This is a genomic window from Micromonospora zhanjiangensis, from assembly GCF_042650605.1.
GTDB classification, from domain to species: domain Bacteria; phylum Actinomycetota; class Actinomycetes; order Mycobacteriales; family Micromonosporaceae; genus Micromonospora_J; species Micromonospora_J zhanjiangensis.
On sequence record NZ_JBHSBN010000014.1, the window covers coordinates 26,854 to 52,468 of the forward strand.

Annotated in this window: 21 protein-coding genes and 1 pseudogene; 16 read left to right on the forward strand and 6 right to left on the reverse strand. The window is 73.4% G+C overall.

Features of this window, described 5'->3' with window-relative positions; translation table 11 throughout:
* Positions 1-53 precede the first annotated feature (53 nt).
* The 14 genes from ACFOX0_RS19935 (at position 54) to ACFOX0_RS20000 (ending at position 14,451) form a co-directional block, all read left to right on the forward strand.
* Entirely contained in the window at positions 54-1,376 is a 1,323-nt protein-coding gene (locus ACFOX0_RS19935; RefSeq protein ID WP_377548109.1) for a WD40 repeat domain-containing protein, read from the forward strand.
* A 156-nt stretch (positions 1,377-1,532) separates the two neighbouring features.
* Positions 1,533-3,068 (forward strand): phage tail sheath family protein, encoded by a 1,536-nt coding sequence (locus ACFOX0_RS19940; RefSeq protein ID WP_377548111.1) that lies wholly within the window; start codon positions 1,533-1,535, stop codon positions 3,066-3,068.
* Positions 3,069-3,093: 25 nt separating this feature from the next.
* Positions 3,094-3,537, forward strand: a complete 444-nt coding sequence (locus tag ACFOX0_RS19945) for a phage tail protein (RefSeq protein ID WP_377548112.1) — start codon at positions 3,094-3,096, stop codon at positions 3,535-3,537.
* 4 nt (positions 3,538-3,541) lie between these two features.
* The gene (locus tag ACFOX0_RS19950; RefSeq protein ID WP_377548114.1) at positions 3,542-3,997 is read left to right on the forward strand and encodes a hypothetical protein; all 456 of its coding nucleotides are present in this window, start codon (positions 3,542-3,544) and stop codon (positions 3,995-3,997) included.
* Entirely contained in the window at positions 3,994-4,152 is a 159-nt protein-coding gene (locus ACFOX0_RS19955) for a DUF6760 family protein (RefSeq protein ID WP_377548116.1), read from the forward strand. Before ACFOX0_RS19950 ends, ACFOX0_RS19955 begins: the two co-directional genes overlap by 4 nt.
* A 4-nt stretch (positions 4,153-4,156) precedes the next feature.
* Positions 4,157-6,808: a hypothetical protein gene (locus ACFOX0_RS19960; RefSeq protein ID WP_377548118.1), complete on the forward strand. Its 2,652-nt coding sequence runs from the start codon at positions 4,157-4,159 to the stop codon at positions 6,806-6,808.
* 124 nt (positions 6,809-6,932) lie between these two features.
* Complete coding sequence (locus tag ACFOX0_RS19965) at positions 6,933-7,370, forward strand: phage tail protein (RefSeq protein WP_377548121.1); 438 nt, start codon at positions 6,933-6,935, stop codon at positions 7,368-7,370.
* Between the two features lie 4 nt (positions 7,371-7,374).
* Positions 7,375-8,145, forward strand: coding sequence for a CIS tube protein (locus ACFOX0_RS19970; RefSeq protein ID WP_377548123.1), 771 nt, complete (start codon positions 7,375-7,377; stop codon positions 8,143-8,145).
* Positions 8,135-9,967: a VgrG-related protein gene (locus tag ACFOX0_RS19975; protein WP_377548125.1), complete on the forward strand. Its 1,833-nt coding sequence runs from the start codon at positions 8,135-8,137 to the stop codon at positions 9,965-9,967. Before ACFOX0_RS19970 ends, ACFOX0_RS19975 begins: the two co-directional genes overlap by 11 nt.
* 13 nt (positions 9,968-9,980) lie before the next feature.
* Positions 9,981-10,262 (forward strand): PAAR domain-containing protein, encoded by a 282-nt coding sequence (locus ACFOX0_RS19980; RefSeq protein ID WP_377548128.1) that lies wholly within the window; start codon positions 9,981-9,983, stop codon positions 10,260-10,262.
* A 5-nt stretch (positions 10,263-10,267) separates the two neighbouring features.
* Complete coding sequence (locus ACFOX0_RS19985; protein ID WP_377548387.1) at positions 10,268-10,678, forward strand: GPW/gp25 family protein; 411 nt, start codon at positions 10,268-10,270, stop codon at positions 10,676-10,678.
* Entirely contained in the window at positions 10,678-12,633 is a 1,956-nt protein-coding gene (locus ACFOX0_RS19990; protein ID WP_377548130.1) for a putative baseplate assembly protein, read from the forward strand. Before ACFOX0_RS19985 ends, ACFOX0_RS19990 begins: the two co-directional genes overlap by 1 nt.
* A 31-nt stretch (positions 12,634-12,664) precedes the next feature.
* A complete protein-coding gene (locus ACFOX0_RS19995; protein WP_377548133.1) occupies positions 12,665-13,189 on the forward strand; it encodes a phage tail protein in 525 nt (174 codons plus the stop codon).
* On the forward strand, positions 13,186-14,451 hold the full coding sequence (locus ACFOX0_RS20000; protein WP_377548136.1) for an NADase-type glycan-binding domain-containing protein: 1,266 nt from the start codon (positions 13,186-13,188) through the stop codon (positions 14,449-14,451). Before ACFOX0_RS19995 ends, ACFOX0_RS20000 begins: the two co-directional genes overlap by 4 nt.
* On the opposite strand, the gene ACFOX0_RS20005 is transcribed toward ACFOX0_RS20000, so the two are convergent.
* Entirely contained in the window at positions 14,366-17,278 is a 2,913-nt protein-coding gene (locus tag ACFOX0_RS20005) for a BTAD domain-containing putative transcriptional regulator (protein ID WP_377548138.1), read from the reverse strand. The genes ACFOX0_RS20000 and ACFOX0_RS20005 overlap by 86 nt on opposite strands.
* Before the next feature lie 793 nt (positions 17,279-18,071).
* Between ACFOX0_RS20005 and rph the strand changes: the two genes are divergently transcribed.
* Positions 18,072-20,672: a rifamycin-inactivating phosphotransferase gene (gene rph / locus ACFOX0_RS20010; RefSeq protein ID WP_377548141.1), complete on the forward strand. Its 2,601-nt coding sequence runs from the start codon at positions 18,072-18,074 to the stop codon at positions 20,670-20,672.
* A 9-nt stretch (positions 20,673-20,681) separates the two neighbouring features.
* Here rph and ACFOX0_RS20015 read toward each other — a convergent pair whose 3' ends face one another.
* From ACFOX0_RS20015 to ACFOX0_RS20030, 4 genes and pseudogenes are all read right to left on the reverse strand, one after another.
* Entirely contained in the window at positions 20,682-21,119 is a 438-nt protein-coding gene (locus tag ACFOX0_RS20015) for an arsenate reductase ArsC (protein WP_377548143.1), read from the reverse strand.
* A gap of 65 nt (positions 21,120-21,184) precedes the next feature.
* Positions 21,185-21,664: a GNAT family N-acetyltransferase gene (locus tag ACFOX0_RS20020; protein WP_377548390.1), complete on the reverse strand. Its 480-nt coding sequence runs from the start codon at positions 21,662-21,664 to the stop codon at positions 21,185-21,187.
* 104 nt (positions 21,665-21,768) lie between these two features.
* Positions 21,769-22,440, reverse strand: a pseudogene (locus ACFOX0_RS20025) (aquaporin); the annotation flags it as partial.
* An 8-nt stretch (positions 22,441-22,448) separates the two neighbouring features.
* A complete protein-coding gene (locus ACFOX0_RS20030) occupies positions 22,449-22,829 on the reverse strand; it encodes an ArsR/SmtB family transcription factor (RefSeq protein ID WP_377548148.1) in 381 nt (126 codons plus the stop codon).
* A 76-nt stretch (positions 22,830-22,905) separates the two neighbouring features.
* Between ACFOX0_RS20030 and ACFOX0_RS20035 the strand changes: the two genes are divergently transcribed.
* On the forward strand, positions 22,906-23,397 hold the full coding sequence (locus tag ACFOX0_RS20035; protein ID WP_377548151.1) for an ArsI/CadI family heavy metal resistance metalloenzyme: 492 nt from the start codon (positions 22,906-22,908) through the stop codon (positions 23,395-23,397).
* A 165-nt stretch (positions 23,398-23,562) separates the two neighbouring features.
* On the opposite strand, the gene ACFOX0_RS20040 is transcribed toward ACFOX0_RS20035, so the two are convergent.
* A complete protein-coding gene (locus ACFOX0_RS20040) occupies positions 23,563-25,317 on the reverse strand; it encodes an RICIN domain-containing protein (RefSeq protein WP_377548154.1) in 1,755 nt (584 codons plus the stop codon).
* Positions 25,318-25,615 lie beyond the last annotated feature (298 nt).

Below are 25,615 nucleotides of genomic sequence, written 5' to 3' on the forward strand. Positions count from 1 at the left end.
CCCGACGACGGACACAGACCCAGGACCGCGAGGCGGCACCGCGCGAGAGATGGGTGTCCAGGGAGAACGACAACACCTGGGTCTTTCCGGCTCCGGTCAGCGCACAGACCTGCCGTGAACCACTGACGGGCACGCTCTTGGACAACCCGCCGCAGGGATCCGCGGAAACCGTTCAGATCGGCTACGACCTCGACCGCGATCCAGTCTTCGCGCAGGAGTCCAAAACGGTGGAGACCGATCCGCTGCCGCAATTGAAGGGCAACTACTTCGCCGGCAGGAAGTACGCGCTCAAGTTGGGCGAGCAGGCCACCTTCCGCCTGAAACTCACCGTGCGGGTCACCTGTTCGGCGGTCGCCGTGGTGCTGGCGGTCGCGTCCTGTTCCGCGGGTGGGGCCGCGAGCCGAGCCATGAAGCGGCTGACGGCACCGCCGCCGAAGGACTTTCGTGTCACCCTGCTGTCCGAGGCCACCAAACTCGCACACGGCGTGGCGATGAGCAGCGACGGCAGGCGCGCCGTCACGAGTTCCGTGGACGAGTACGCCGATCCTCCACACGGATCGGTGTCCCTGTGGGACCTGAGCGATCCACTGCGACCCCGGGCTGCCGCACTCATCCCCGATCGCGACGGCACGGCCCTGAAGGTCGCCCTGAGTGGCGACGGCAGACGCGCCGCGACCTTTCACCGGAGCGGGAAGCTGACTCTCTGGGATCTCGCTGACCCGGCACGACCCGTTTCCCGGGAACTGCCCGCCAAGGGGGTGACGTCCCTGGCCCTCAGCCACGACGGTCGCTACGCCATCTCCGGCGGCGACGACGGCGTCCAGTTCTGGGACCTCGCGGATCCGGGTCAGGTGAGGAAGCGGCAGCTCCAAGGCTCCAGCGAATACGATGTCCGATCGTACGAGGTGGCCCTGAGCGCCGACGCGAAACGCGCCCTGGTGAGTGACCAGGCCGGCGACGGCGGGGGTGGCGTGACGGTCTATGAACTGGCGGACCCGGCCAACCCGGAGGCGCGGCCACTGATCCGGAACGCCGACCACCACTCCGCGAACACCGTTGCCCTCAGCGGCGACGGAAACGTCGCCGTCGTGGGTTACCACCATTGGACCACCTACAACAATTTCCTCACCTACTGGGACCTGCGCACCTGGGACCGGACCGAACTGAGGCCGATGACGGGACGGAAGATCGCGCCGGACACCATGGGCAGCATCGTACGGTGGGAGGTCGCGCTCGATCAGGAAGGCAAGCACGTACTCCTGGCCCAGCGCAACGACTCGCTACCCGAGGACCCGTCGAATCCGCCGCCCTCGACGGTGCAGCTGTGGGCGCTCGACACGTTGTCCGGCTTTCCCCGGTTCTCGCTCCCCAATTGAGCCGCGCGGCCGGCCGAGAGGGCCGGCCGCATCGGCCAGGGACCGCCGCTGCCCGTACGGGCAGTCAAGGCTTCCCGATCAAGCGGCCCGGTGGACGTTTGACCGGCGCCACCCACGCGGGACGCTCAACTCGACCCTGAGGGACGAGGAGGCGTGATGCCCAACTATCTGGCGCCGGGCGTGTACGTCGAGGAGGTGGAGTCCGGCTCCCGCCCGATCGAGGGCGTCGGCACGGCCGTGGCCGCGTTCGTCGGCTTCGCCGCGCAGGGGCCGTTCAACACCCCGACGCTGGTGACCAACTGGAGCCAGTACTCGCAGATCTTCGGCGAGTTCGCCCCGGACTGCTACCTGGGCCACGCCGTCTACGGCTACTTCATGCAGGGCGGCGGCGCGGCGTACATCGTGCGGGTCGGCGGCGAACGCGGCGGCGACGCCGCGCTGCCCGCGGCGCCCGAGCCGGCCGCGATCCTCGGCACCTACCGGGTGGTGGCCCGCGAGTTGCCGGAAGGTACGCCGGACGACCTGACGGTCGAGGTGACCGACCCGCCGGAGGGCGCCGGCGCGGACCGGTTCAACCTGGTGGTCAAGCGCGGCGGCCAGGTGGTCGAGACGTTCGAGTCGGTGACCACCAAGCGGGGCAAGGACAACGTGGTGACCGCCGTCCGCGAGCGGTCCAAGCTGATCACCATCGAGGAGGCGGCGCCGACCGGGCAACTGACCCGCCCCAGCGGTGGCGAGGTGGCGCTGACCGCGCCCCCGCACGCGACCCCGCTCCCGGACACCGTGTCGGCGGACGAGTACGTGGGCGACGCGGCGGAGCGGACCGGCTTCGGCGGCCTGGAGGCGGTCGACGAGGTGACGATGGTCGCGGTGCCCGACCTGATGGGCGCCTACCAGCGTGGCGCGATCGACCTGGAATCGGTGCAGGCCGTGCAGCAGGCGGTGATCGCGCACTGCGAGCTGATGGGCGACCGGATGGCCATCCTGGACCCGCCGCCGGGCCTGTCCCCGCAGCAGGTCAAGGAGTGGCGCACCGACCAGGCTGGGTACGACTCGAAGTACGCCACCCTCTACTACCCGTGGGTGAAGGTGTTCGACCCGCTGACCGGGACCAACCGGTTCATGCCGCCGTCGGGACACCTGGCCGGGGTCTGGGCCCGCAGCGACGCGGCCCGAGGGGTGCACAAGGCGCCCGCCAACGAGGTGGTCCGCGGCGCCGTCGCGCTGGAGACCCAGCTGACCCGCGCCGAGCAGGAACTGCTCAACCCGCTCGGGATCAACTGCATCCGCGCCTTCCCGGGTCGGGGCATCCTGGTGTGGGGTGCCCGCACCCTGTCGTCCGACCCGGCCTGGCGCTACCTCAACGTCCGGCGGCTGTTCAACTACCTGGAGGAGTCGATCCTCAACGGCACCCAGTGGGTCGTCTTCGAACCCAACGACGACATGCTGTGGGCCCGGATCCGGCGCACGGTCAGCGCGTTCCTGGTCAACGAGTGGCGCCGGGGGTCGCTGTTCGGGCTCACCCCCGACGAGGCGTTCTTCGTCAAGTGCGACCGCGAGACCAACCCGGCCGAGGGAATCGACGCCGGCCAGGTGGTCTGCCAGATCGGTGTGGCACCGGTGAAGCCGGCCGAGTTCGTGATCTTCCAGCTGGCGCAGATGTCCGGCGGCACCAGCCTGGTCAGCGAGTAGTCCCGGACAGCTTGAGGAGGCAGCCGTGCCGCTCCCCGATTTCGACTCCGCCGTCGGCCACTCGTTCGGCCTGGAGGTGGACAGCGTGGTGATCAAGCAGATCACCGAGGTGTCCGGGCTCAAGATGGAGCAGGACGTCATCGAGTACAAGTCGAACACCGCCGACGGCAAGTTCGTGGTCCGCAAGGCACCCGGCGCGCCGAAGGCCGGCGAGGTGACCCTGACCCGGGGCCTGACCGGCGACAACAGCTTCGAGAAGTGGGTCAAGGACTGCCGCTTCGGCAAGATGGGCGACGCCCGCAAGGGCGGGGCGATCATCGTCTTCGACTACGAGGGTACGGCGATCAAGCGCTACAAGCTCACCAACGCCTGGGCGAAGAGTCTGGAGATCAGCTCCCTCAAGGCCGGCGACACCAGCGTGCTCACCGAGAAGCTCGTGGTGACGTACGAGTCGATGGAGGTCGAGTAGGCCCATGCGCCGCACCTCGTCGCTCGTACCGCAGGCCGGCGTGGCGCCGCCGGGTGCCGAGCCGCCCGCCGTCGCCCCGCGCCGCGAGACGCTGCGGACGGAGTTCCCGTTCGAACTGCCTCGGGGCTACGTCGACGACACCGGCACGGTCCACCGGGACGGGGTGATGCGACTGGCCACCGCGCGGGACGAACTGGTGCCGCTGCGCGACGACCGGGTACGGGAGAACCCGCCGTACCTCACCGTGGTGCTGCTCAGCCGGGTGATCGTCCGGATCGGCACGGTGGTCGACGTGCACCCCGGCGTGGTGGAGGACCTGTTCGCCTCCGACCTGGCGTTCCTGCAGGACCTGTACCGGCGGATCAACAGCGAGGGGCACACCCGGGCGAGCGTGGCGTGTCCGGAGTGCCGGCACCACTTCGTGGTCGACATCGCCGGCGGGCGCCTGGGGGAATCATGACGTACGCGGCCGAACGCATCTATTCCGAGGTCGCGTACGTCGCCTTTCACTTCCACTGGTCGCTGGACGACATTCTCGACCTCGAACACGGCGAGCGGCTGCGCTACGTGGCCGAGATCGCCAGCATCAACACCCGGATCAGTCAGGGACGGTGACCCGATGTGGCCGTGGCGCCGGCAACCGCGGCGGACCGTGCAGCGGTCCGGCGCGGACGTGCGGGAGCCGACCCCGGCACGGGGGACCGGCGACACCGGCCCGGCCGCGGCGAGCCGCCGGCCCGACCCGCCGGGCTGGGCGGGACTGCCACCGATCCAGCGGGTCGTCCCGGACGAGCCACGGCTGAACATGCCCGACGCGTTCACCGGCTCGCTGGCCGCCTGGCGTGACCCGTCCTACCTGTCCGGCCTCGGGCACCTGGTGACCGGCACCGAGCCGGCCGGCGTGCTGCACGGCGCGACCGTACCGGTGACCGAACCGTCGCGGGCGGACCCGCAGCACGCCGGACGGTCCGAACCGGAATCCGACCCGCTGCCGCTCGCGACACCACCGGCGGCCGGCGGCCCCACCGGGCCGGTGCAACGGCAGGTCGGCGGGGCGTCCGAGCACCGTCAGGCGGCGACCGGCCCGCTCCCGGAGCGGCCCGTACCGGCGCGGCCGTGGCGGCCGGACGGGTCGGACCCGGGGGCGGTGCTGCCGGTCAACCGGCTGCTGACCGCGCCCCACCCCGTGGTGGAACTGCGGCTGTCCGCCGTCGACCAGGCCGCGGCACCGGTCCGGCCGGCCGTCGACGCCGGCCCGGCCGAGCCCGTCGACGTGCCGCAGGTGCCGACGCTGGGCCGCGACGACCCGCCGGGCCACGATCCGGCAGCGGGTGAGCCGGCCGGTCCGGCGGCCGCCGGCCCGTTCACCACCGCCGGACCGGGTCCGGCGGTGGGACCGGTCGCCGCCAGCGGTACGGGACGGCCCGACCTGCCCCTGCAGCGGACCTCGCGGGACGGACCGTCGCCGCCCCGCCGGCTCGGCCTCGGCGAGCCGCTGGTCTCCCCGCTGCCCCCGCCGTCCCCGGCCGGGCCGGCGTACGTGCCGATCGCGCCGCCCGACCCCCCGGTGCCGCGGTTCGAGGCGGCCCCCGACCGGGCCCCGGCGTCGGCCGGTCCCGACCCGGTCGGATGGGTGCAACGCGTCCCGGCCGCCGGCGGGACGACGCCACCCGTCGCGGCCGGAACCCCGGCCGGAACCGGCTTCGACGGCGGCCCGGTCGACGGCGGCCCGGTCGACGGCGGTGATTTCGCCGGGACGCGGGACACCTCGCCGGCCGCCGGCGACCGGGCCGGACTCGTCGGTGAGCTTTCCGTCTCCCGCCTCGCCGGGGACGCCCTCGGCGCGGGCGAGCTGGTCGGTCCCGGCGCCGCCGAGGCGGCGGACCGGCGGGCCGACGGCGCGACCACCGCGGGCACCGCCGGGCAGCCCGGCGACCTGCCCCTGGTGAGCGCGGCGGCCGGCGGGCCGGTGCCGGGCGGGACCGGGCGACCGGAGGCCACCGCCGTCCCGCCGGGTCGGAGCGCCCGCCCGGACCCGGGCGGTCCGACCCCGGTGCAGTCGTTCGTGCCACCCGACGGCGGGGCGTCGACCCAGGCACTGGTGGCGCCGCTGCTCGCCGAGCCACCGCGACCGACGACGGGTGCCGGCGGGGAACACGAGCGGGACGCCGGTGACCGGGGCTCCGGGCAGGCCGGTCCCGACCTGCCGGTGGTGTCCCGCCCGCACACCTCGTCCACGCCGTCGAACCCGGATGCGGATCACGGGGACCCGTGGACCGTTTCCGCAGCACCGGAGGTCACCGCCCGGACCGGGCCGGAAGGCCTGGCCGGTGGTGGGCCGCCGGAGCCGTCCGTCGCCGTCCCGCCGGTCGTGGCCCGACTGCTCGGCGACCGTCCCGCCCGGCTGCTGACCGGGACGGCGCCCGACCTGCCGGTGCCGGCCGGCCCGAGCGTGCAACGGATCAGCTGGCAGCGCGCCGAGGCACCGGCGGCCCCGGCCCGGCCGTCGCAGCCCGGGTCCGTTCCCGCCGCGTCGGCCGTCGACGCCGACCCCGGCACCCCCGTCGTCCCGACCGGTCCCGGCAGCTTCACCAGGTCGTCCGGCCCTGCCGGCCTCGCCGACCTGGCCGGCCCGGACGGTCCCGTCGGGCTGTCCGAGTTGGACGGTCTCGCCGGTCGGCCCGGTCCGGCCGGCCTCGCCGGCCTCGCTGGCCCGGTCGGCCCGGTCGGCCCGGTCGGCGTGGCCGCGGATGCTGGCCCGTTCGGCGTCGCCGCGGCCGCCGGCCCGGTCGGCTTCGCCGACTCGGCCGGTGCCGACCGGGCCGCGCTGCAGACCTTCGTGCCGCCGACCGGCGCGGCCGGTGGTTGGCCGCCGCCGGTGCAACGGTGGGTGGGTGGCCTGCCGCGGCCGGCGGGGCCCGGCACCGGGAGGCACGGCGGCGAGCCGCCGCTGATGGCGTTCGCCGGTTCCGCCGACCGGCCGGTCGGCGGAACCGGGATCGGCCCGCCCGACCCGGTCGCGCAGCGGATCGAGCCCGGCGAGGTGCCCCCGCCGGTCGACGTGGCGGCCCCACCCGGGGCGGTTGGTCAACCGCCACCGGAACCGGCCTCCGGCGGCGCACCGGCGGCCGGTGGCCAGCCGGCGACGCCGGGTCCGACGCCGGAACCGGAGGAACTGCTGAAGAAGCTGTACGACCCGCTGCTGCGCCGGTTGAAGACGGAACTGCGCCTCGACCGGGAGCGGCACGGAGTGCTCGGCGGCCCCGGCTGACCGGCCGACCGGGCCGACCGGCCAACCGGGCAGGGAGATGGCCGGGCAGGGAGATGGCCGGGCAGGGAGATGGCCGGGCAGGGAGATGGCCGGGTGACCGGGTCGACGACGAGGAGGGGACGGGATGGCCAGGGACGAGGTCGCGGTCGCGATCGCCTTCGTCGTGAAGATCGACGACCAGGATCTGGGCGCGTTCAACAGTTGCGACGGGCTCGGCTGCGAGGTGGTGATCGAGCAGCGGGAGGAGGGCGGCAACAACGGCCACGTCTGGCAGTTGCCGACCCGGATGAAATTCTCCAACGTCAAACTGTCCCGGCCGGTCACGGCCGACAGTGCCAAGCTGATGCGTTGGTTCTCCGGCATGGCGAACGGCATCACCCGCAAGACCGCCACCATCGAGGCGCGCACCCTGGAGGGCACCGTGGTGGCCCGCTGGGGCCTGCTCGACGTCATCCCGGTGAAGTGGTCCGGGCCGCAACTGAGTCCGGACAACCCGAAGGTCGCGGTGGAGACCCTGGAGTTGGCCCACCACGGCTTCTTCGGCCCGGGAACCGGAGGGTAGGGCGATGAGTGCTTCCCCGGTCACCTTCACCGCGGCCGGCAGCCCCGCCGGGCGGGGCGGCGGCGCGCCACCCCAGCTCACCCACGCGTACCTGCAACTGCACGAACCGCCGCGCAACGGCGGCGCGGCCGCGCCGGGCGCGCCACTGCACCGGATCCCGTTCCAGTTCAACCCGAAGGAACTGGCGCTGACCAAGACCGCCAAGTGGAAGCGGGACGCGCAGCGCAACGCCAAGAAGAGCGGCGTACCGGAGTTCACCGGGTCGGATCCGTGCAAGCTGAGCCTGGAGATGTTCTTCGACGCCACCGACCGGATGGACAGTTCCGTCGTGAAGCGGGTGGAGGAACTGTTCGCCTGCTGCGTGCCGACCGACGCCAGCCGCCAGCAGAAGAAGGGCTCGCCGCCGTGGGTGGTGTTCCACTGGGGCGGCATGGTCGGCTTCCCGTCCTTCGTGTCCAGCGTGAGCGCCAAGTACACGCTCTTCACCCCGGGCGGCACCCCGGTACGGGCGCTGTGCACGGTCACCCTGGAGGAGATCTCCGGCGAGCAGCCGGGGCAGAACCCCACCTCCGGTGCGCTCGCGGCCCGGGACATCCACGTCGTCGTCGCGGGGGACACCCTGCACTCGGTGGCCTACCAGGCGTACGGCCGGGCCGGGCTGTGGCGGCAGATCGCCGAGGCCAACGAGATCGACGACCCGATGCGGCTGCGTCCCGGCACCGCCCTGCTGGTGCCGGCGCCGGAGGAACTGACGGACGGTGCCCGTGGCCAATGAACAGTTCGCCAACTCCCTCCTGGTCGAGGTGGGCGGCGGCCCGCTGCCGGCGGAGATAGCGGCCCTGCTGACGTACGCGGCGGTGGACGACAGTCGCAACCTGCCGGACCGGTTCGTGCTGCGCTACCGCGACCCGGACCGTTCCGTGCTGGCCAAGGGCGGGTTCGCGATCGGCGCGCCGGTGAAGCTGAGCGTGCAGACCTCCGACCCGGGCGGACCGGCGGCACTGCTCACCGGCGAGGTCACCGCGCTGGAGTGCGAGCTGGACGCAACCGGCACGTTCACCGAGGTACGCGGGCTCGACCTGGCGCACCGGCTGTTGCGCGGGCGGCGGGTCGCGGCGTACCCGGGGATGAGCGTGCCCGACATCGTGCGGAAGGTGGCGCAGCGGGCCGGCCTGAAGGCGGGCCGGATCGATCCGGTGTCCGGCGTCGGCGGTGAGCCGGAGGCGCAGATCAGCCAGGACAACGTCAGCGACTGGCGGTTCCTGCACCGGTTGGCGGAGCTGGTCGGCGCGCAGGTGATGGTGCTCGACGGCGCCCTGCACCTGCGGATGCCCGAGCCGCCCGCCGGCGCGCCCGACCCGTCGGCGCGGGCCACCCAGGACCCGCTGGTGCTGGAGGTCAACCGGAACCTGATCGCGCTGCGGGCCGGCGTCACGGCCACCGCACAGGTGCCCGAGGTGGCCACCCGGGGCTGGGACCAGGCGAACAAGCGGGCGGTCAGCGCGACCGCCACCCCGCGGGTGCCCGGCGCCGAGGGGATCGGCGTGGACCCGGCCAACCTGGGCAGGAAGCTTGGCAGCCCGGCGTACCTGGTGGCCGACCCCACCCTGGGCACGGACGCCGCGGTCCGGGCGGTGGCCGGCGCGCTGGCCGGCGACCTCGGCGGCGGCTGCGCCGAGATCGAGGGGGTGGCCAAGGGCAACGCCCGGCTGCGGGCCGGCGCGGCGGTGGCGCTGGCCAACATCGGCGAACCGTTCCAGGGCAAGTACGTGCTGACCAGCACCCGGCACGTGTTCAGCGAGCAGGCCGGCTACACCACGGCGTTCACCGTCTCCGGCCGGTCGGACCGCTCCCTGTACGGCTTGACCGCCGGCGCCGGTGACCCAGGGCGCACCGCCGACGGGCTGGTCCCCGCGGTGGTCAGCGACGTGAAGGACCCGAAGAAGCTCGGCCGGGTCCGGCTCACCCTGCCCTGGCTGGACGGGTCGTACACCACCGGCTGGGCCCGGGTGGTGCAGCCCGGCGCCGGCCCGGACCGCGGGGCGGTGCTGCTGCCCGAGGTGGGCGACGAGGTGCTGGTCGGGTTCACCGGCGGCAACCTGGACGCCGCGTACGTCCTGGGCGGGCTGCACAACGGCACCGACGCGCCGCCCAAGCTGGACACCGAGCCGGTGGAGGGCAGCGGGCGGATCGCGGCCCGGGCGCTGGTCTCCCGTACCGGCCACCGGCTGGAGCTGCTGGAGGCCGGCAGCGGGCCCGACGGCGTGCTGCTGGCCACCGGCGACCGCAAGTTCACCCTGCGGCTGGATCGGTCCGGGAAGCAGATCGAGATCGTCAGCGACGGCAAGGTCCGGGTCAGCGCCCAGCAGGGGATCAGCATGGACGCCGGCAACGGTCCGCTGGAGCTGACCGGCCAGAAGGTCACCGTCACGGCCAAGAGCGACGTCAGCATCTCCGGAAACGGCCAGGCCAGCCTGAAGGGCAACGCCGGGGCGTCGGTCGAGGGAGCCACCGTGAAGGTCACCGGCCAGGGCGCCGCCGAGCTGACCGCCAGCGGGTCGGTCACCGTGCGCGGCGGCGTCGTCCGGATCAACTGAAGGGAGAGCTGCCGTGCCACCAGCCGCTCGCGTCGGCGACCCGACCGCCCACCCGGGCACGGTCGGCGGGCCCGGCGTGCCCACCGTGCTCATCGGCGGCCAGCCCGCCGCCACCGTGGGCACCCTGCACGCCTGCTCCTTCCCGGGTACGCCACCGCATCCGCCGACGCCGTTGCTGCCACCCGGCTGCCCGACGGTGCTCATCGGCGGCCGCCCCGCGGCGAGGCTCGGTGACCTGGCCGGCTGCGGCGCGCCGATCATCGCCGGCTGCCCGACCGTGCTGATCGGCGGGTGACCGCGATGGCCGTGGACTTCGTCGGGGCCGGGTGGGCGTTCCCGCTGCGGACCGACCCCACCGGCGGGATCGCCCTGGTCCGGGGCGACCGGGAGGTGCTGGAGAGCATCCGGCTGATCCTCGGCACCGCGCCCGGGGAACGGCCGGGCCGCCCCGAGTTCGGCTGCGCCATCCACGACCTGGCCTTCGCCCCGGCCGCGCCGTCCAGCGCGGGCCAGATCGCGTACGAGGTGCGGCTGGCGCTGGAACGGTGGGAGCCGCGGATCGAGCTGGACGACGTGCTGGTCGACTTCGCCGACGCCGCCAGCGGCATGCTGCTGATCGACATCCGCTACCGGCTGCGGCAGGACAACGACCCGCGCAACCTGGTCTTCCCGTTCTACGTCATTCCCAGCCACGAACCCGGGACGCAGTGATGGCCCTGCCCGCGCCGCACCTCGACGACCGTCGGTTCCAGGACCTGGTGGACGACGCGAAGCGCCTGGTGCAACGGCGCTGTCCGGAGTGGACGGACCACAACGTCTCCGACCCGGGCGTGACGCTGATCGAGACGTTCGCGTACATGGTCGACCAGTTGCTCTATCGGCTCAACCGGGTGCCGGACCGGCACTACGTGAAGTTTCTCGACCTGCTCGGCGTCACGCCGTTCCCGCCGGCGGTGGCCTCGACGGACGTGACGTTCTGGTTGTCCGCGCCGCGCTCGGCGCCGGTCGTGGTGCCCACCGGCACGCACGTGTCGACCGTCCGGGCCGAGAACGTCGAGCCGGTCACCTTCGAGACGGTACGCGAGCTGACCGTACCGCCCTGCCGGCTGGACCGGGTGCTGACCGTGCCGGCCGGGGGGCGTCCGGCCGACCGGACCGCCGAGTTGGGCGGCGCGGACCGGATACCGGCGTTCGCCGACCGGCCGGCCGCCGGCGACGCGGTGCTGTTCGGCCTCGACGGGCCGGTGCCGGACTGCGTGGTGCTGCTCGACCTGGACTGGTCGGTCGCCGGGCGCGGGGTGGATCCGACCAACCCGCCGCTGGTCTGGGAGGCGTGGACCGACGACGGCTGGGTGCTGTGCGCGGTGGAACGGGACACGACCGGGGCGTTGAACCGGGCCGGCGAGGTGGTCCTGCACGTACCGGCCGGGCACGTGGCGTCGGTGATCGCCCGCCAGCGTGCCGGCTGGTTGCGCTGCCGGCTGCTGGAGCCGGCCGCCGGGCAGCCGTTCTTCCACGCGCCGCCGCGGCTGGGCCGGGCCGCCGCGGCGACCGTCGGCGGGACCGTCGAGGCCTGCCACGCGGAGCTGATCGCGGCGGAGAACCTCGGCGCATCGGAGGGCGTGCCGGGCCAGCGGTTCACCGTGCAGCGGGCCCCGATCGTGGCGGCCGAGGGCATGGTCGAGATCGAGGTCGCGGCGGGGGACGGCTGGCAGCGCTGGTCGGAGGTGGCGAGCTTCGCCGACTCCGGACCCGAGGACCGGCACGTGTGCGTCGACCGGGCCGGTGGCGAGATCAGCTTCGGGCCCGCCGTCCGCCAGCCGGACGGCACGGTACGCCGGTTCGGGGCGGTGCCGCCGAAGGGGGCGATGATCCGGATCCCGGCGTACCGGACCGGCGGCGGGCGGCGGGGCAACGTGGCCACCCACGCGCTGACCGTGCTGCGCGATCCGGTGCCGTTCGTGTCCACGGTGACCAATCGGGCCCCGGCCACCGGCGGCGTGGACGGCGAGTCGCTGGCCGAGACCTCCGTACGGGGACCGCTCACGCTGCGCAGCCGGGACCGTGCGGTCACCGCCGAGGACTACGAGCAGCTGGCCCGGCAGGCCGCGCCGGAGGTGCTGCGGGTGCGCTGCGTACCGGCCGGGGACGGCGTCGCGGCGGTTCGGGTGCTGGTCGTGCCGGCGCTCGGCGAGCACCGGGACACCGAGGACGACGCGGCGCGGTTCGCCGCCCTGCGCCCCCGGGAGGAAACCCTGGACCGGATCCGCGCCTTCCTGGACTCGCGCCGCTGCGTCGGCGCCCGGGTGCTGGTGGAGCCGCCGTTCTACCAGGGCGTGACGGTGGTCGCCCAGGTGCGGGCCCGGCCCCGGGCCGCCGGGTCGGCGGCCGACCTGCGCCGCCGGGCGGTACGGGCGCTCTACGACTACCTGGACCCGGTGCGGGGCGGCCCGGACGGTACGGGATGGCCGTTCGGCCGGCCGGTGCAGTCCGGCGAGCTGCACGCCGTGCTGCAGCGGGTCGACGGGGTCGACCTGGTGGAGGAGGTCCGGCTGTTCGGGGCCGACCCGACCACCGGGGACCGCGGCGAGGCGGTGCAGCGGCTGGAGCTGGACGTCAGCGCGCTCGCCTTCTCGTACGGCCACCAGGTGCGGGTCACCGGGTGACCGGCCGATCGGGAAAAGTCGGGAGGAAACCGTGAGGGGTTCGGTACCGGGGCTGGTCAGCCCGCACCCGATCGGGCAGCAGTTGCCCGCGATGTTCCTGGAGGACGACTTCGCCCAGCGGTTCACGGCGGGACTGGACGAGGTGCTCGCGCCGATCCTGCTGACGCTCGACAGCCTGGACACGTACTTCGATCTGGAGCTCGCCCCGCCGGACTTCCTGGACTGGTTGGCGGGCTGGGTGGCCGCCCCGGTGGACCCGGACCGACCGCCGGGGGTGCGCCGGGACCTGGTCCGGCACGCGGTCGAGGTGCACCGCTGGCGCGGCACCGCCCGCGGCATCGAGCTGGCGCTGCGGGTGGCCACCGGGGCGCGGGTGGAGGTCACCGACAACGGCGAGGTGACCTGTTCGGTGACGCCGACCGGCGCGCCACCGCCGGACGAGACGCCGCAGGTCCGGGTACGGGTCCACGGGGACGTCGACGCGGCGTTGGTGCGCCGGGTCCTGGCGTCCGCCGTGCCGGCCCACGTCCGGCTGACGCTGGAGATCGAGCCATGATCACCTGTACCGAGTGCGGCGCCAGCAACGCCGTCGGCGACCAGTTCTGCGGTACCTGCGGCGAGTTCCTGCACTGGGACGCCGGAACACCGGCGGCGCCGGCCAACGGCTCCGGCCAGGGCGCCGTCGACGCGGCTCGACCGTCCGGTTCGGCGGGGCGCGCGGGTCCGGCCGGCGCCGGTACGAACCACACCGGCCCGGACGGTCCGTCCGGCGCCCCGGCGGACCCAGCGGAGCCGGCGGCGACCGGCGGGGGCAGCCGGGTCGCCTCGAAGACGGCGCCCCGTGCCTCGGCCGACCGGCCGCCCGCGACCGGTGCCACGGCGACCGGTGCCGTCGCCACCGGATCTGTCGCCGCCGGCAGTGACGCGACGGGTCCTGCCACGAGCACCCGCGGCGTCACCGAACAGGTCGCCGCCGTCCAGCCGGCGGCCCGGCAACCCGGACTGCCGGATCGGCGCGGCTCGCGGGCGGACGAGGTTCCGCCACCGTCGGATCCGGTCGAGCCCGCGCCCGGGCCGCCCCCGTCGACCGTGACCTGCTCCGGGTGCGGCGTCGAGAACACGCCGGGCCGGCGGTTCTGCCGCTCCTGCGGCCGGGACCTGACCACCCCGGCGGCACCCGAGCCGGAGCGGACCTGGTGGCAGCGATGGTGGGACCGTCTGCGTGGGCGGACACCTCGCCGTGCGCGCCGCCGGGACCGCCGCGCCCTCGGTGCCGCCCGACGGACCCTGCTCATCGTGGTGGTGCTCTGCGTCGCCGCGGTGCTGGCGGTTGCCGGACCACCCCTGGTACGACGGGCCGTGGAGGCGGTCCGGGACCGCACCCAGGACCCGGTGTCGCTCGTGCCGGCCGGCGTGACCGCCTCGTCCCAGGCGCCCGACGGTGCCGCGTCCCGGCTGACCGACGGGGCGAACAACCAGTACTGGGCGCCGGCCGGGGCGGCCGTCGACGCCTGGGTGGAGAGCCGGTTCACCGAGCCGGTCCGGCTGCTCACCGTGATCATCACTCCCGGGGTCAGCCCGCGCCGGCAGGCGTTCCTGGCGGCCGGGCGTCCGCGCGGCCTGACCGTCGTCACCATCGACGCCGCCGGGAAGCAGGAGAAGACCGACATCGAACTCAAGGACGAGCCGGGACCGCAGGAGTTCGAGGTGAAGGCGTTCCGGGTGGTCCGGATCAGACTGGTGGTGCGCTCCGCGTACGGGCCCGGACTGGTCCCGTCCGTGGCGATCGGGGAAGCGGAATTCTTCGGTCGACGGTGACCGTCGGGGACGGCGCGACACCCGCCGCGAGGGACGGGTCGAGCCCGAGCGAGGCGAGCACGTCGGCGTAGCGGCGACGGGCGTGCTCGGCGGCGGCGACGTTGCCGGCCCGCTCGTGCGCGGCGATCAGCAGGCGCCAACCGGCGTCGTGCCAGGGGTCGATCTCGACGCAGCGGGCCGCCATCGTTCCCGCCGGTTCGGCCCGGGCACCGCCACCGGCCAGGCTAGCCGAGGCGAGCCGGGCCGCCGCGTCGGCCGCCTGCCGGCGCAGGATGTCCCGCTCGGCCAGCACCCACTCGGCCGAGCCGTCCTCGGGCAGCAGTTCCCCGCCGTACGCGGCGACCGCCAGGCGCAGGTCCGCCTGCGTCCGGGGGTCCCGGTCGTCCCCGCGCCGTGCCGCGCGTTGCACCGCCCGGCGGAACTCGGTGACGTCGCACCAGGCGTCCGGTGGCAGGGCCAGCAGGTAGGCGTCCCCGTCCCGGTGCAGCAGCGTCCCCCCGTCCCCGACGGGCAACCGGGTGTCGAGGAAACGGCGCAGGCTGGACAGGGCGACGTGCAGCGTACGGGTGGCGGTCGCCGGATCGGTGTCCGGCCAGAGCGCGTCGAGGAGCCGGTCCCGGTGCACCGCCCGGCCGGCGTGCAGGGCGAGGATCCGGGCCACCGCCCGGGCCCTGGGCCGCAGCGGCGACCAGTTCAACGGCTCGCCGTGCAGGCACACCAGGAAACCGCCGAAGCATCGTACGGTCAGCGGCGCGCCGTCGGCGGCGGACCCGGACGGCTGGGCCGGCACGGTGAGCCAGGCGGTGACCGCCGGCCGCGGCAACCCGACCTGCTCGGCGGTGGTGTGCAGGGCAGTCAACGCGGTCCGCCGGCCGGGACCGGTGTCGGCCGGGACGCCGGCGGCGAGGGCGAGCACCCGGGCGCCCGGGACCCCGGCGGCGCGGGCGGTCGCCGCGGCCCGGCGTACCTCCACCTCGGCGTCGGGCAGCCGGGCGCGGGTGGCGGCCAGCGCGAGCAGCGACTGTGCCCACGCGGCGAGGACACCGGCGTCCAGCTCGCGGGCCCGGTCGAGCAGCCCGCCCGCCTCCTCGGGCGTCGGCCCGCCGCGCAGCGAGCGGGCCAGCGCGGCGCATCCGGCCGCGAGCAGCGCACCCCAGCGGTCGCCGAGTCGGTCGCACTCCTCCACGACGGCGTCGGCCTCCTTGAGGTCGGCCTCCGCTCCGCCGAGGGCCGGCACGGCCCGGGCGAGCCGGGCCAGCCACGGCAGGCCGTCGCGGTCGGCGTCCAGGCCGACGGCGCCGACCGCCGCGGGCGCGTCCGGATCGCCGCCGGCCAGCCCGACGGCGGCCCGCAACAATCGGCAGCCGAGCCCGAGCAGGCCGTTCTCGGCCTGGACCGGCCGGGCAAGGACCCGCACCGCCTCGCTGGCGTGCCCGGACAACAGCAGCGCGCCCGCCCGGACGAGCACGGACTCGGTGCCGGTCAGCCGGTCCGCCTCGGCGACGACGATCATGGGATGCCGGCGGGTGGCGGTGCGCAGCCAGCCGGACCAGTGGCCCCGCCAGTGCGGGCCGTCCGGGAGCCAGGTCGTCACATCGGCGCGCAGCGACCGGCAGCGCGCGGCGTCGGGCCCGGCGCCGAACATCTCCGCGGCCCGGCGCAGCAGCGGCACCGCGGCCGCCAGTTGGCCCTGGTTGATCCGGTGCTGGGCGTCGGCGAGCACCAACCACGGATCCTCCGCGATGAACCAGGCCGGCAGCAGGTCGGACCACGGGTCCAGGCCGTGCACGGCCACCGCGCTGCCGGCGGTGCCGAGCAGGCGCTGCACCTCGGGCCACTGCTGGGCCCGCGCGAAGCACCGGGCCGCCTCCAGCGCCGCGCCTTCCTCGGCGAGCAACCGGCCCGCGCGGGCGTGCCAGGACCGGGCGGCGGGCTCGCCCAGCTCCTCGGCCAGGGCCGCGATCAGGTGCGCCCGCAACACCTCGTGGTACGCGAACGAGCGCCCGCCGTCGTGGGACACGGTGAACGCCTGCCGGCGCTCCAGCTCCTCCAGCGCGGCCTGCCCGTCGTGCCCGCCCAGCAGCCGGTCGCACCGCCGGGCGGTGAGCACCTCGAACACGCAGGTGCGGATCAGGAACCGGCGCAGGGCCGGGGCCAGCTCCGCCAGCACCGTCCGGGTGAGATAGTCCCGGGACAGCGCCGAGCGGGTGGACAGGGCCGCCACCGCCCGGCGCCGGTCGGGCAGGGGTTGACCGTTGGTGGACAGGTGGTAGAGCTTCAGACCGGCCGCCCATCCGCCCAGGCGGCGGGCGAGCGCGGCCACGTCGTCGGCCGGCAACGGCTCCCGGTAGACGTCCCGCAGCAGCCGCTCCACCTCCCAGGTACGGAAGCGCAACTGCTCGGCATCGATGATGACGCTGTCGGAGAACTCGTGCCGGGCCAGGATGGCCGCCGGGACGCGACGGGTGCCGATCAGCACCCGGACGCCCTGTCCGGTCAGGGCCAGGGCGCGGTCCAGCAACGCGGTCTCGCCCGGGGTGCCCTCGATCAGGTGCAGGTCGTCGACCACCAGCAGTCCGGTGTCGACCTCCGGCAGTGCGAGATCCACTCTGGACAGCACCAGTGCCGGGTCCGCGTCCGCGGGCAGGGTGCGCAACCAGCTCGCCGGTCGGGCCCGGCTCTCCGCGTACTGGGCCAGCAGGGTGGTCTTGCCGGAACCGGCGGGCGCCACCACCAGGCCGAGTGATCGAGGCCGGCCGTTCAGCGCGGCGAGCAGCCTCGACCGTACGAGACCCAACGACGGTTGGTGGGTGTCTTCCGTCGGCATCGCCGCACACCTCCCCCGAGGCCCCGTCGCAGGTGAGGGTTGGCAGCCGTCACCTCGACCCTGGAATGGTAATTATTGAAACGACTTCACCGCTGTCTACGATCGGACATGCCATTTCCATTCGTTTGTTCATTGGCAAGCGTCTGGGCGGATCTCCCGCTTTGCGGGACACCGCCGGTCTCGCCCATGGGGTGGCGACAACGTGACGCTTTCACGGTGAGCTGTCCGCCGGAATCGGTCTTACGGTCGGTACGCGTCACCACCCGCCGGTTCGCTTCCTCCAGTTGGGCTCCGACCGATGCCGATGCCGATGCCGATGCCGATCGTCGGGCGGCCACTATTGGTTCGGCGTGCTACCGGCCTGGCTGGCGGTAGGCGCCGGACCTGGCCGCGCCGGCGCGGGTTCGTGGGTTGCGGTTGGTCAGCATCGTCGGTGGTGGTGGTTGCGCCGGGGTGCCCCAGATCTGCGCGGGCACGGCCGATCGGCGCAGGAACCGCCCTGGTCGTGACTGACACCTCGTGGCTGCCCGACGGGGCGAACGGCGATTCGGCGGCGCGCCGCGGACCTGGCCCGCGGATGGGCGCTCGCCTCCCTCCATCTTCAACGTATACCGGACCAGGGGTCTTGCGGCAAGACCCGGGTCGTACCGCAAAATCGTCGGCCGGAGCCACAGCCCGCGGAAAATGGGGGACAGCACGTGCGTGTCTTGATGACGGCATACGGAACTTGCGGTGACGCCCGGCCAGCGGCCGACGCGGTACACCGGAACGCGACAGCCGCGAAGGTGTCGGCATGACCGGGCGGTACGTGGTGGCCCTGTCCGACGTCGACCGGTCCCAGGTGGCGGTCGTCGGCGGCAAGGGCGCGCACCTGGGCGAGCTGTGCCGGATGGACGGGGTGCGCGTACCGGCGGGCTTCTGCGTGACGACGGACGCCTTCCGACGGATCATCGCGGAGCTGCCGTCGGTCGACGGGCTGCTCGACCGGCTCCAGCAGGTGGACCCGGCCGACCGGGAGTCGATCCGTGCCCTGAGCGCGGACGTCCGCCGGGTCATCGAGGAGGTCGCCGTCCCCGGCGACCTCGCGGTGGCCGTCACCGGCGCGCTCGACCAACTCGGCGCGGACGCCGCCTACGCCGTCCGGTCCAGCGCGACGGCCGAGGACCTGCCGACGGCCTCGTTCGCCGGTCAGCAGGACACCTACCTGAACGTCCAGGGACCGGCCGCGGTCCTGGAGCAGGTCAGCCGGTGCTGGGCTTCGCTGTTCACCGAGCGGGCCGTGACCTACCGCCGGCGCCACGGGATCGACCACCGCGACGTCCGGATGGCCGTGGTCGTACAGCGGATGGTCCTGCCGCAGGCGGCCGGCATCCTGTTCACGGCCGACCCGGTCACCGGGAACCGGAAGGTCGCCTCGGTGGACGCCAGTTTCGGCCTGGGCGAGGCCCTGGTCTCCGGCCTGGTGAACCCGGACGTGTTCACGGTGCGCGACGACACCGTCGTCGGCCGGACGATCGCCGCCAAGCAGCGCGCCGTGGAGGCCGCCCCGGCGGGCGGGACGCGGGTGCTGGCGGTCGACCCACGGCGGCGGGAAGAGCCGGCGCTGACCGACGCGCAGGTCGTCCGGCTGGTACGCCTGGGCCGGCGGATCGAGGCGCATTTCGGCTGCCCGCAGGACATCGAATGGTGCCTGGTCGACGACGAGTTCCAGATCGTGCAGAGCCGGCCGATCACCACCCTGTTTCCCGTGCCCGCGAGCGGCGGCGTGGGCAACCGCGTCTACGTCTCCGTCGGGCACGGCCAGATGATGACCGACGCCATGAAGCCGTTGGGACTGTCGGTGTTCCAGCTGACGGCGGGTCCGCCGATGCACGAGGCGGCCGGCCGGCTGTTCGTCGACGTCACCGATCGGTTGGCCGACCCGGCGACCCGGGCGGGCCTGGTGGAGATCATGGACAGGGGCGACCCGTTGATCGGCGACGCGTTGCGGACCGTCATCGAGCGCGACGACTTCCTGCCCCCAGTGGCGGACGGGGGTCCGGGTGCGCGACCGCCGGCCGGTGACCCGTCCACTCCGATCGAGGCCGACCCGGCCCTGGTCGCCCGGCTGGTCGAACGCACCGAGGAATCCGTCGCCGTCCTGAAACGCGAGATCCGGGAACTCACCGGACCGGCGCTGCTCGACTTCATCCTGGCCGACATCGGCGAGTTGAAGCGGTTGCTCTTCGACCCGCAGAGTCATCAGGTCATCATGGCGGGGATGGAAGCCGTCTGGTGGCTCAACGACCAGTTGCGGGAATGGCTGGGGGAGAAGGGCGCCGCCGACACGCTCACCCAGTCCGTACCGCACAACGTCACGTCCGAGATGGGATTGGCGCTGCTGGATGTCGCGGACGCGATCCGCCCGCATCCGGAGGTGGTGGAATTCCTGCACCGGGTGGACCTGACAAACTTCCTGACCGAGCTGGACCGGCTCGCGGGCGGTCCCGAGGCGCGGTCCGCCGTCGAGTCCTGGCTCGACCGGTACGGGATGCGCTGCGTCGGCGAGATCGACATCACCCGAACCCGGTGGAGCGAACGACCCGAGACGCTCGTACCACTGATTCTCGCCAACATCAGGAACTTCGAGCCGGGCGAGGGTCACCGGCGCTTCGAGCAGGGTCGGCGGGAGGCGGCGAGGAAGAAGCAGGAGGTGCTCGAGCGCCTGCGGGTGCTGCCGGACGGCGAACGCAAGGCCGAGCAGACCAAACGGATGATCGACCGGGCGCGCACCTTCGTCGGGTACCGGGAGTATCCGAAGTACGGCATCGTCAACCGCTACTTCACGTACAAACGGGCGCTGCTGGCCGAGGCCGACCGGCTGGTGCGGGCGGGAGTGCTGCGCACCCGCGAGGACATCTTCCACCTCACGTTCGCCGAACTCCACGACGTCGTGCGTACCCACCGGGTCGACGGGCAGCTGATTCGTCGGCGTGAGGAGGCGTTCAGGTCGTACCAGGCGCTCACCCCGCCCCGGGTGATCACCTCCGACGGCGAGGCCGTCGCCGGGACCTACCGCCGTGACGACGTCCCGGCCGGCGCCCTGGTCGGTCTGCCGGTCTCGGCCGGGACCATCGAGGGGCGGGCCCGCGTCGTCCTGGACCTCGCCCGGGCCGATCTGGAACCGGGCGACATCCTCGTCACGGCCCACACCGACCCCAGCTGGACACCGCTGTTCGTCTCCATCGCGGGCCTGGTGACGGAGGTCGGCGGGCTGATGACCCACGGCGCCGTGATCGCCCGGGAGTACGGCCTGCCGGCCGTCGTCGGGGTGATCGACGCCGTCCGACGCATCGGTGACGGGCAACGCATCCGGGTGCACGGCACCGAGGGGTACGTCGAGCTCCTGTCCTGATCGGGCCGGTCAGGTCGCTCCGGTGTCGTCCCGGACCGTCAACTCCTCGAGGAGCTGAGTGACGCGTTCGCGGATCTGGTCGCGCACGGCGCGGACGACGGAGAGGGGCTGACCGGCCGGATCGGCGAGTTTCCAGTCCTCGTACCGCTTTCCGGGGAAGACCGGGCAGGCGTCGCCGCAGCCCATGGTGATGATGACGTCGCTGGTCCGCGCGGTCTGCCGGTCGAGGAGCGTGGGTTGCCCGGCGCTGATGTCGATGCCGACCTCGCGCATGGCCGCGACGGCGACGGGGTTGACGCGGTCCGCCGGCTCGGAGCCGGCGGAGCGGACCTCGACGGCGTCACCGGCGAGGTGCCGGAGCCAACCGGCGGCCATCTGCGAGCGGCCGGCGTTGTGGACGCAGACGAACAGGACCGAGGGTCTGGTCCGGGGTACGGGACGGTTCATGGTCGGTCCTCGTTCGGGGGCTGGTGGCGGCCGCGCGGCGCTGGTCGCGGCGACCGGCTGGCTGGTCAGGTGATGGCCGGACTGCGGCGTTCGATGAGGACGACGTCGCGCCACCGGTCGTGGTGGCGGCCGATGCGTTCCCGGGTGCCGATGGCGCGGAAGCCGCAGCTCCGATGCAGGGCGAGGCTGGCGGTGTTCTCCGGGAAGACTCCGGACTGGATGGTCCAGATCCCGGCCCGTTCGGTCGAGTCGATGAGTTGGTGGAGCAGCCGCCGGCCGACGCCGCGGCCCCGCGCGTCGGGGTGGACGTAGACGGAGTGTTCCACCACCCCGGCGTAGACGCACCGGTCCGACACGGGCCCGCACGCGATCCAGCCGAGCACCGTACCGGGGTTGCCGGGGTCGAGCGCGACCCAGCGGTGCGCGGGCAGGCGGCCGGCGGTGAAGCGGTCCCAGGTGGGTGGCGCGGTCTCGAAGGTGGCGTCGCCGGTGGCGATGCCGAGCCGGTAGATGTCCAGTACCGCGGTCGCGTGCCCGTCGGTCATCGGCGCGAGCACCACCGGCCGGGGCGCTGCCGGGGTGCTCACGCGGGCACCTGTTCGGCACGGGCCGGCGCCAGGTCGACCGGGGCGGCGGTGCGCGTGCCGGCCGGATACCACCACCTGATCGCGGTGACCGCCAGCGCGGTGGCGGCGAGTTGGGCGGCGATGAACCCGACCGCCGAGGCGGGAGCGATGCCGGCGAAGGTGGCGGTGAACATCCGGCCGATGGTGACCGCGGGGTTGGCGAAGGCGGTGGAGGCGGTGAACCAGTACGCGGCCCCGATCCATGCCCCGACCGCCGCCGGCGCGACCGACTGACGGCGGGTGTGGGTGAGCGCGGCGATCAGCAGGAGCAGCCCACCGGTCGCGACGACCTCGGCCAGCCACAGCCCGGCGCCGTCCCGATGGTCGGTGGAGACGGCGACCGCGGGCAGGCCGAACATCAGGTGCGCCAGCACCGTGCCGCCGATCGCGCCGAGGAACTGCCCGCCCAGGTAGGCGGAGAGTTCCCGGGCCGGGAGGCCGGTGCCGGTGCGGCGACCGAGCCACCAGTCGGCGATCGACACCACCGGGTTGAGATGGGCGCCGGAGACCGGCCCGAACACGAGGATCAACGCGCCCAGGGCCAACGCCGTGGCGATGCTGTTCTCCAACAGTTGCAGTCCCACGTCGTCGGGCGAGAGGCGGCTCGCGGCGATTCCGGAGCCGACCACGGCGGTGACGAGCAGGCCGGTGCCCACCAGCTCCGCCGAGGCCCGGCGCAGCACCGTCCCGGCCACGACGGACGTCACCGGGTCGTCCCCGGCGCGACGGTGGCGGTCGAGACGTCCAGGAGCTGGGACAGGGCGGCGAGACGGGCCGGGATGATCCAGTAGTAGACCCAGGTGCCTCGGCGTTGGCAGTCGATCAGCCCGGCCTCCCGCAGCACCCGCAGGTGATGGGAGATGGTCGGCCCGGTCAGGGTGAACGCGTCGGTCAGCTCGCACACGCACACCTCCCCGCCGGCCCGGGAGGCGATCAGGGACAGCAGCCGCAGTCGTACCGGGTCGCCGAGGGCCTTGAAACCTCGGGCCAGACCCGTCGCCTCCCCGTCGGTGAGCGCCTCGTCGACCAGTGGGGCGCAGCACGCCGGCGCGTCCGGAACGATCGGCAGTTCTTGTCTTGACACTCGTCTAGTTTGACAACCGTCTAGGCAGAGTGCAACTCTCTGCCTAGACGGTCATCTAATCAACCGGAGGTGCGCGATGTCCCGCGTCCAACTCGCCCTGCGGGTGGCCGACCTGGAAGGGTCGATCGCCTTCTACGCCAAGCTGTTCGGCACCGAGCCGGCCAAGCGGCGGCCCGGCTACGCCAACTTCGCCATCGACGAGCCGCCGCTGAAGCTGGTCCTGCTCGAAGGCGTACCCGACCAGCCCACCGCGCTGGACCACCTCGGGATCGAGGTGTTCGACGGTGCGGAGGTCACCGCCGCCACCGACCGGCTCGCCGAGGCCGGTCTGATCACCCTGACCGAGAACGACACCACCTGCTGCTACGCCCTCCAGGACAAGGTCTGGGTCCGCGGCCCGGGCGACGAGCCGTGGGAGGTGTACGTGGTCAAGGGCGACGCGGACCGGTACGGCGCGTCCGCACGGTCCCGGCCGGGCGCCGACGACGACTGCGCGTGCGGCGACACCACCGGTCCCGCCGAGCAGCGGCCCGCCGTGGTCGATTCGACCGGCGGGTGCTGCTCGTAGTCCGGGGGAGATCACCACGGCGTCCTGCGCGCGCTGCGCCTGCGCGCCCGGGTGTGTGCGGATACCGGCCGGGCGTTCCGTGGGACGGGTTCCGTACGACGGTTGTCCGTCCCGGGGAACGCCCGGCCGGCCGGGGGAGAGTGGGACGCTCCCGTCGGCGCGTCGTCAGACCCGGGTCAGGGCCCAGAGATGGTCGGCGGTGCCGTTGTCGCCCCACTGCAGCACCCGGGCGCCGGAGCTGGTGCTCATGTTCGTGACGCCCAGCACCAGGCCGCTGTTGACGCTCCGGATCTTGTAGCGGCCAGCGCCGTCCGGGACCGTGGTCCAGAGGTGGTCGGCGGTTCCGGTGTCGCCCCAGACGAGGGCCGTCGCGCCCTGACTGGTCGAGGCGTTCTGGATGCCGAGCACCAGACCGCTCGCCTGGTTGACGAGCTTGTACTGGTCGTTGCCGGCCGGGACGAGCGACCAGACCTGGGTCGGGCTGCCGCTGGCGGTGGCCTGGACGACGGCGGTGCCCTGCGCGGTGCCGGAGTTCTGCGTGTCGAGAAGCAAACCGCTGTTGACGTTCCCGATCCGGTAGGAGCCCGTCGGGGTCGGGTCGGGCGTGCCACCCCCGGAACCCGGCGTGATCGTGATGCGGTACGCGTCGTTGGTGGCCATCGTGATCGGTACGGAGATCGAGCCGTTGGCCGGCGTGTACGTCGCGGTCGAGACCGTGCTCGGACCGGACGAGGCAACCGTGCGGCCCAGCGACACGGTCTGCTCGACCTTCACGCTCACCGTGTTGCCGAGGCTCAGCGCGTTGAGCCCGTTGACCGTCACCGCGCAGGATCCCGAGCAGTGGCCGGCGACGATGCTGACCTGGTTGCGGCTCGGGGGGACGGCGGCGAAGCCGTCGATGCCGGTCTGCCCGGGTGGCGTCGTGACGACCATGTCACCGCTCATGGCGCCGTACCAGGTGTAGAGCCAGTACGCGGCGTTGGGACTGCCGCCCCGGGCGGTCAGCAGGTCGCCGAGGGTGCCGGACTGGTTCCAGAAGGCCAGTTCGGCGTCGCGGATGCCGAGCCGCTCGAACTTGGCGATGTAACCGACGAGCGGACCGGGGAGGCCGACCTCGCTGGGCGAGGCGTACTCCTCGATCGCGATCGGCCGGCGGGCGATGCCGAGCTGGTCCTCGATGGCCTGTACGGCGGCCACGTCACCGGCGATCTTCGAGGAGGAGGACAACTCGTGCCAGGCGAGGATGTCGGGCACGGTGTTCGTCGCGACGGCGTTCTGCAGGAACGTGCGCATGCCGCTGATGTTGTCCGAGAAGCTCGGGCCCTGGATCGGCTTCGTGGCGTCGATCGAGCGGACCTGACGGAAGGTCGTCGTCCAGAAGTTCTCGTAGCTGCCGTTGGCCGACTGCCACGTGTTGTCCGACTCGTTCCACAACTCGTAGGCGGAGATGCTGTTGTAGTAGGACGACTGCTTCATCGCGGTGATCTGCGAGTTGACGAAGGGCGTCCAGGTATTCCAGCTGAACTGGTAGGGCCAACCGGCGTAGTAGTCGGAGAGCCGGTTGACGAGCTTCGCGCCGACGCTGACCGCCGTCGGTGCCACCACCGAGATGTCACCGGTGGGCTGCTGGCGGCCACCCGCCGGCATCTGGACGAAGGTGTTCGGCTTGATGGCCTGAGCGAGGGACACCGACGGCTGGGTGGCGTTCGCGAGGCCGTACAGGCTGCCGGTCGCGACGTGCGTCACCGGGCGCAAGGTCTGGTTGGCGTTCACCACGAGCGTGTTGGTCGCGGCCGCGGCCGAGGCCGGGGCGAGGACGAAACCGGTGGACCCCAGCCCGAGCGCGAGCGCCGCGACCGAGGCCGCGATCGCCGTACGCCGGGCTGTTCGGTGTCGGTCCGCCTGGACGGTACGCGTCATGCTGCTTGTCCTTCCGTAGCTGTGCGTCCCGTGTCCCGGCGGGACGCGGGCTACTCGTTCCGGAACGGTCGGCCCGTGCGGTGGCGGCAGGAACCGTGACGGCGGGTCGGACCGGGCGGCCCGCCGGGTCGCACCGGCCATGATCGACGGGAACGGGCCGGAAATCGTTTGCCTGAATGTAGTGAGCCTATTTCCGGCATGTCAAGTGGTCGATGTCGATGTCTGCTCCGGCTCGTCGGCCGGACCCGGCCCCCGACGGTGACCGTCGGAGCCGACGCCGGGTACTCGACCGGGTGCG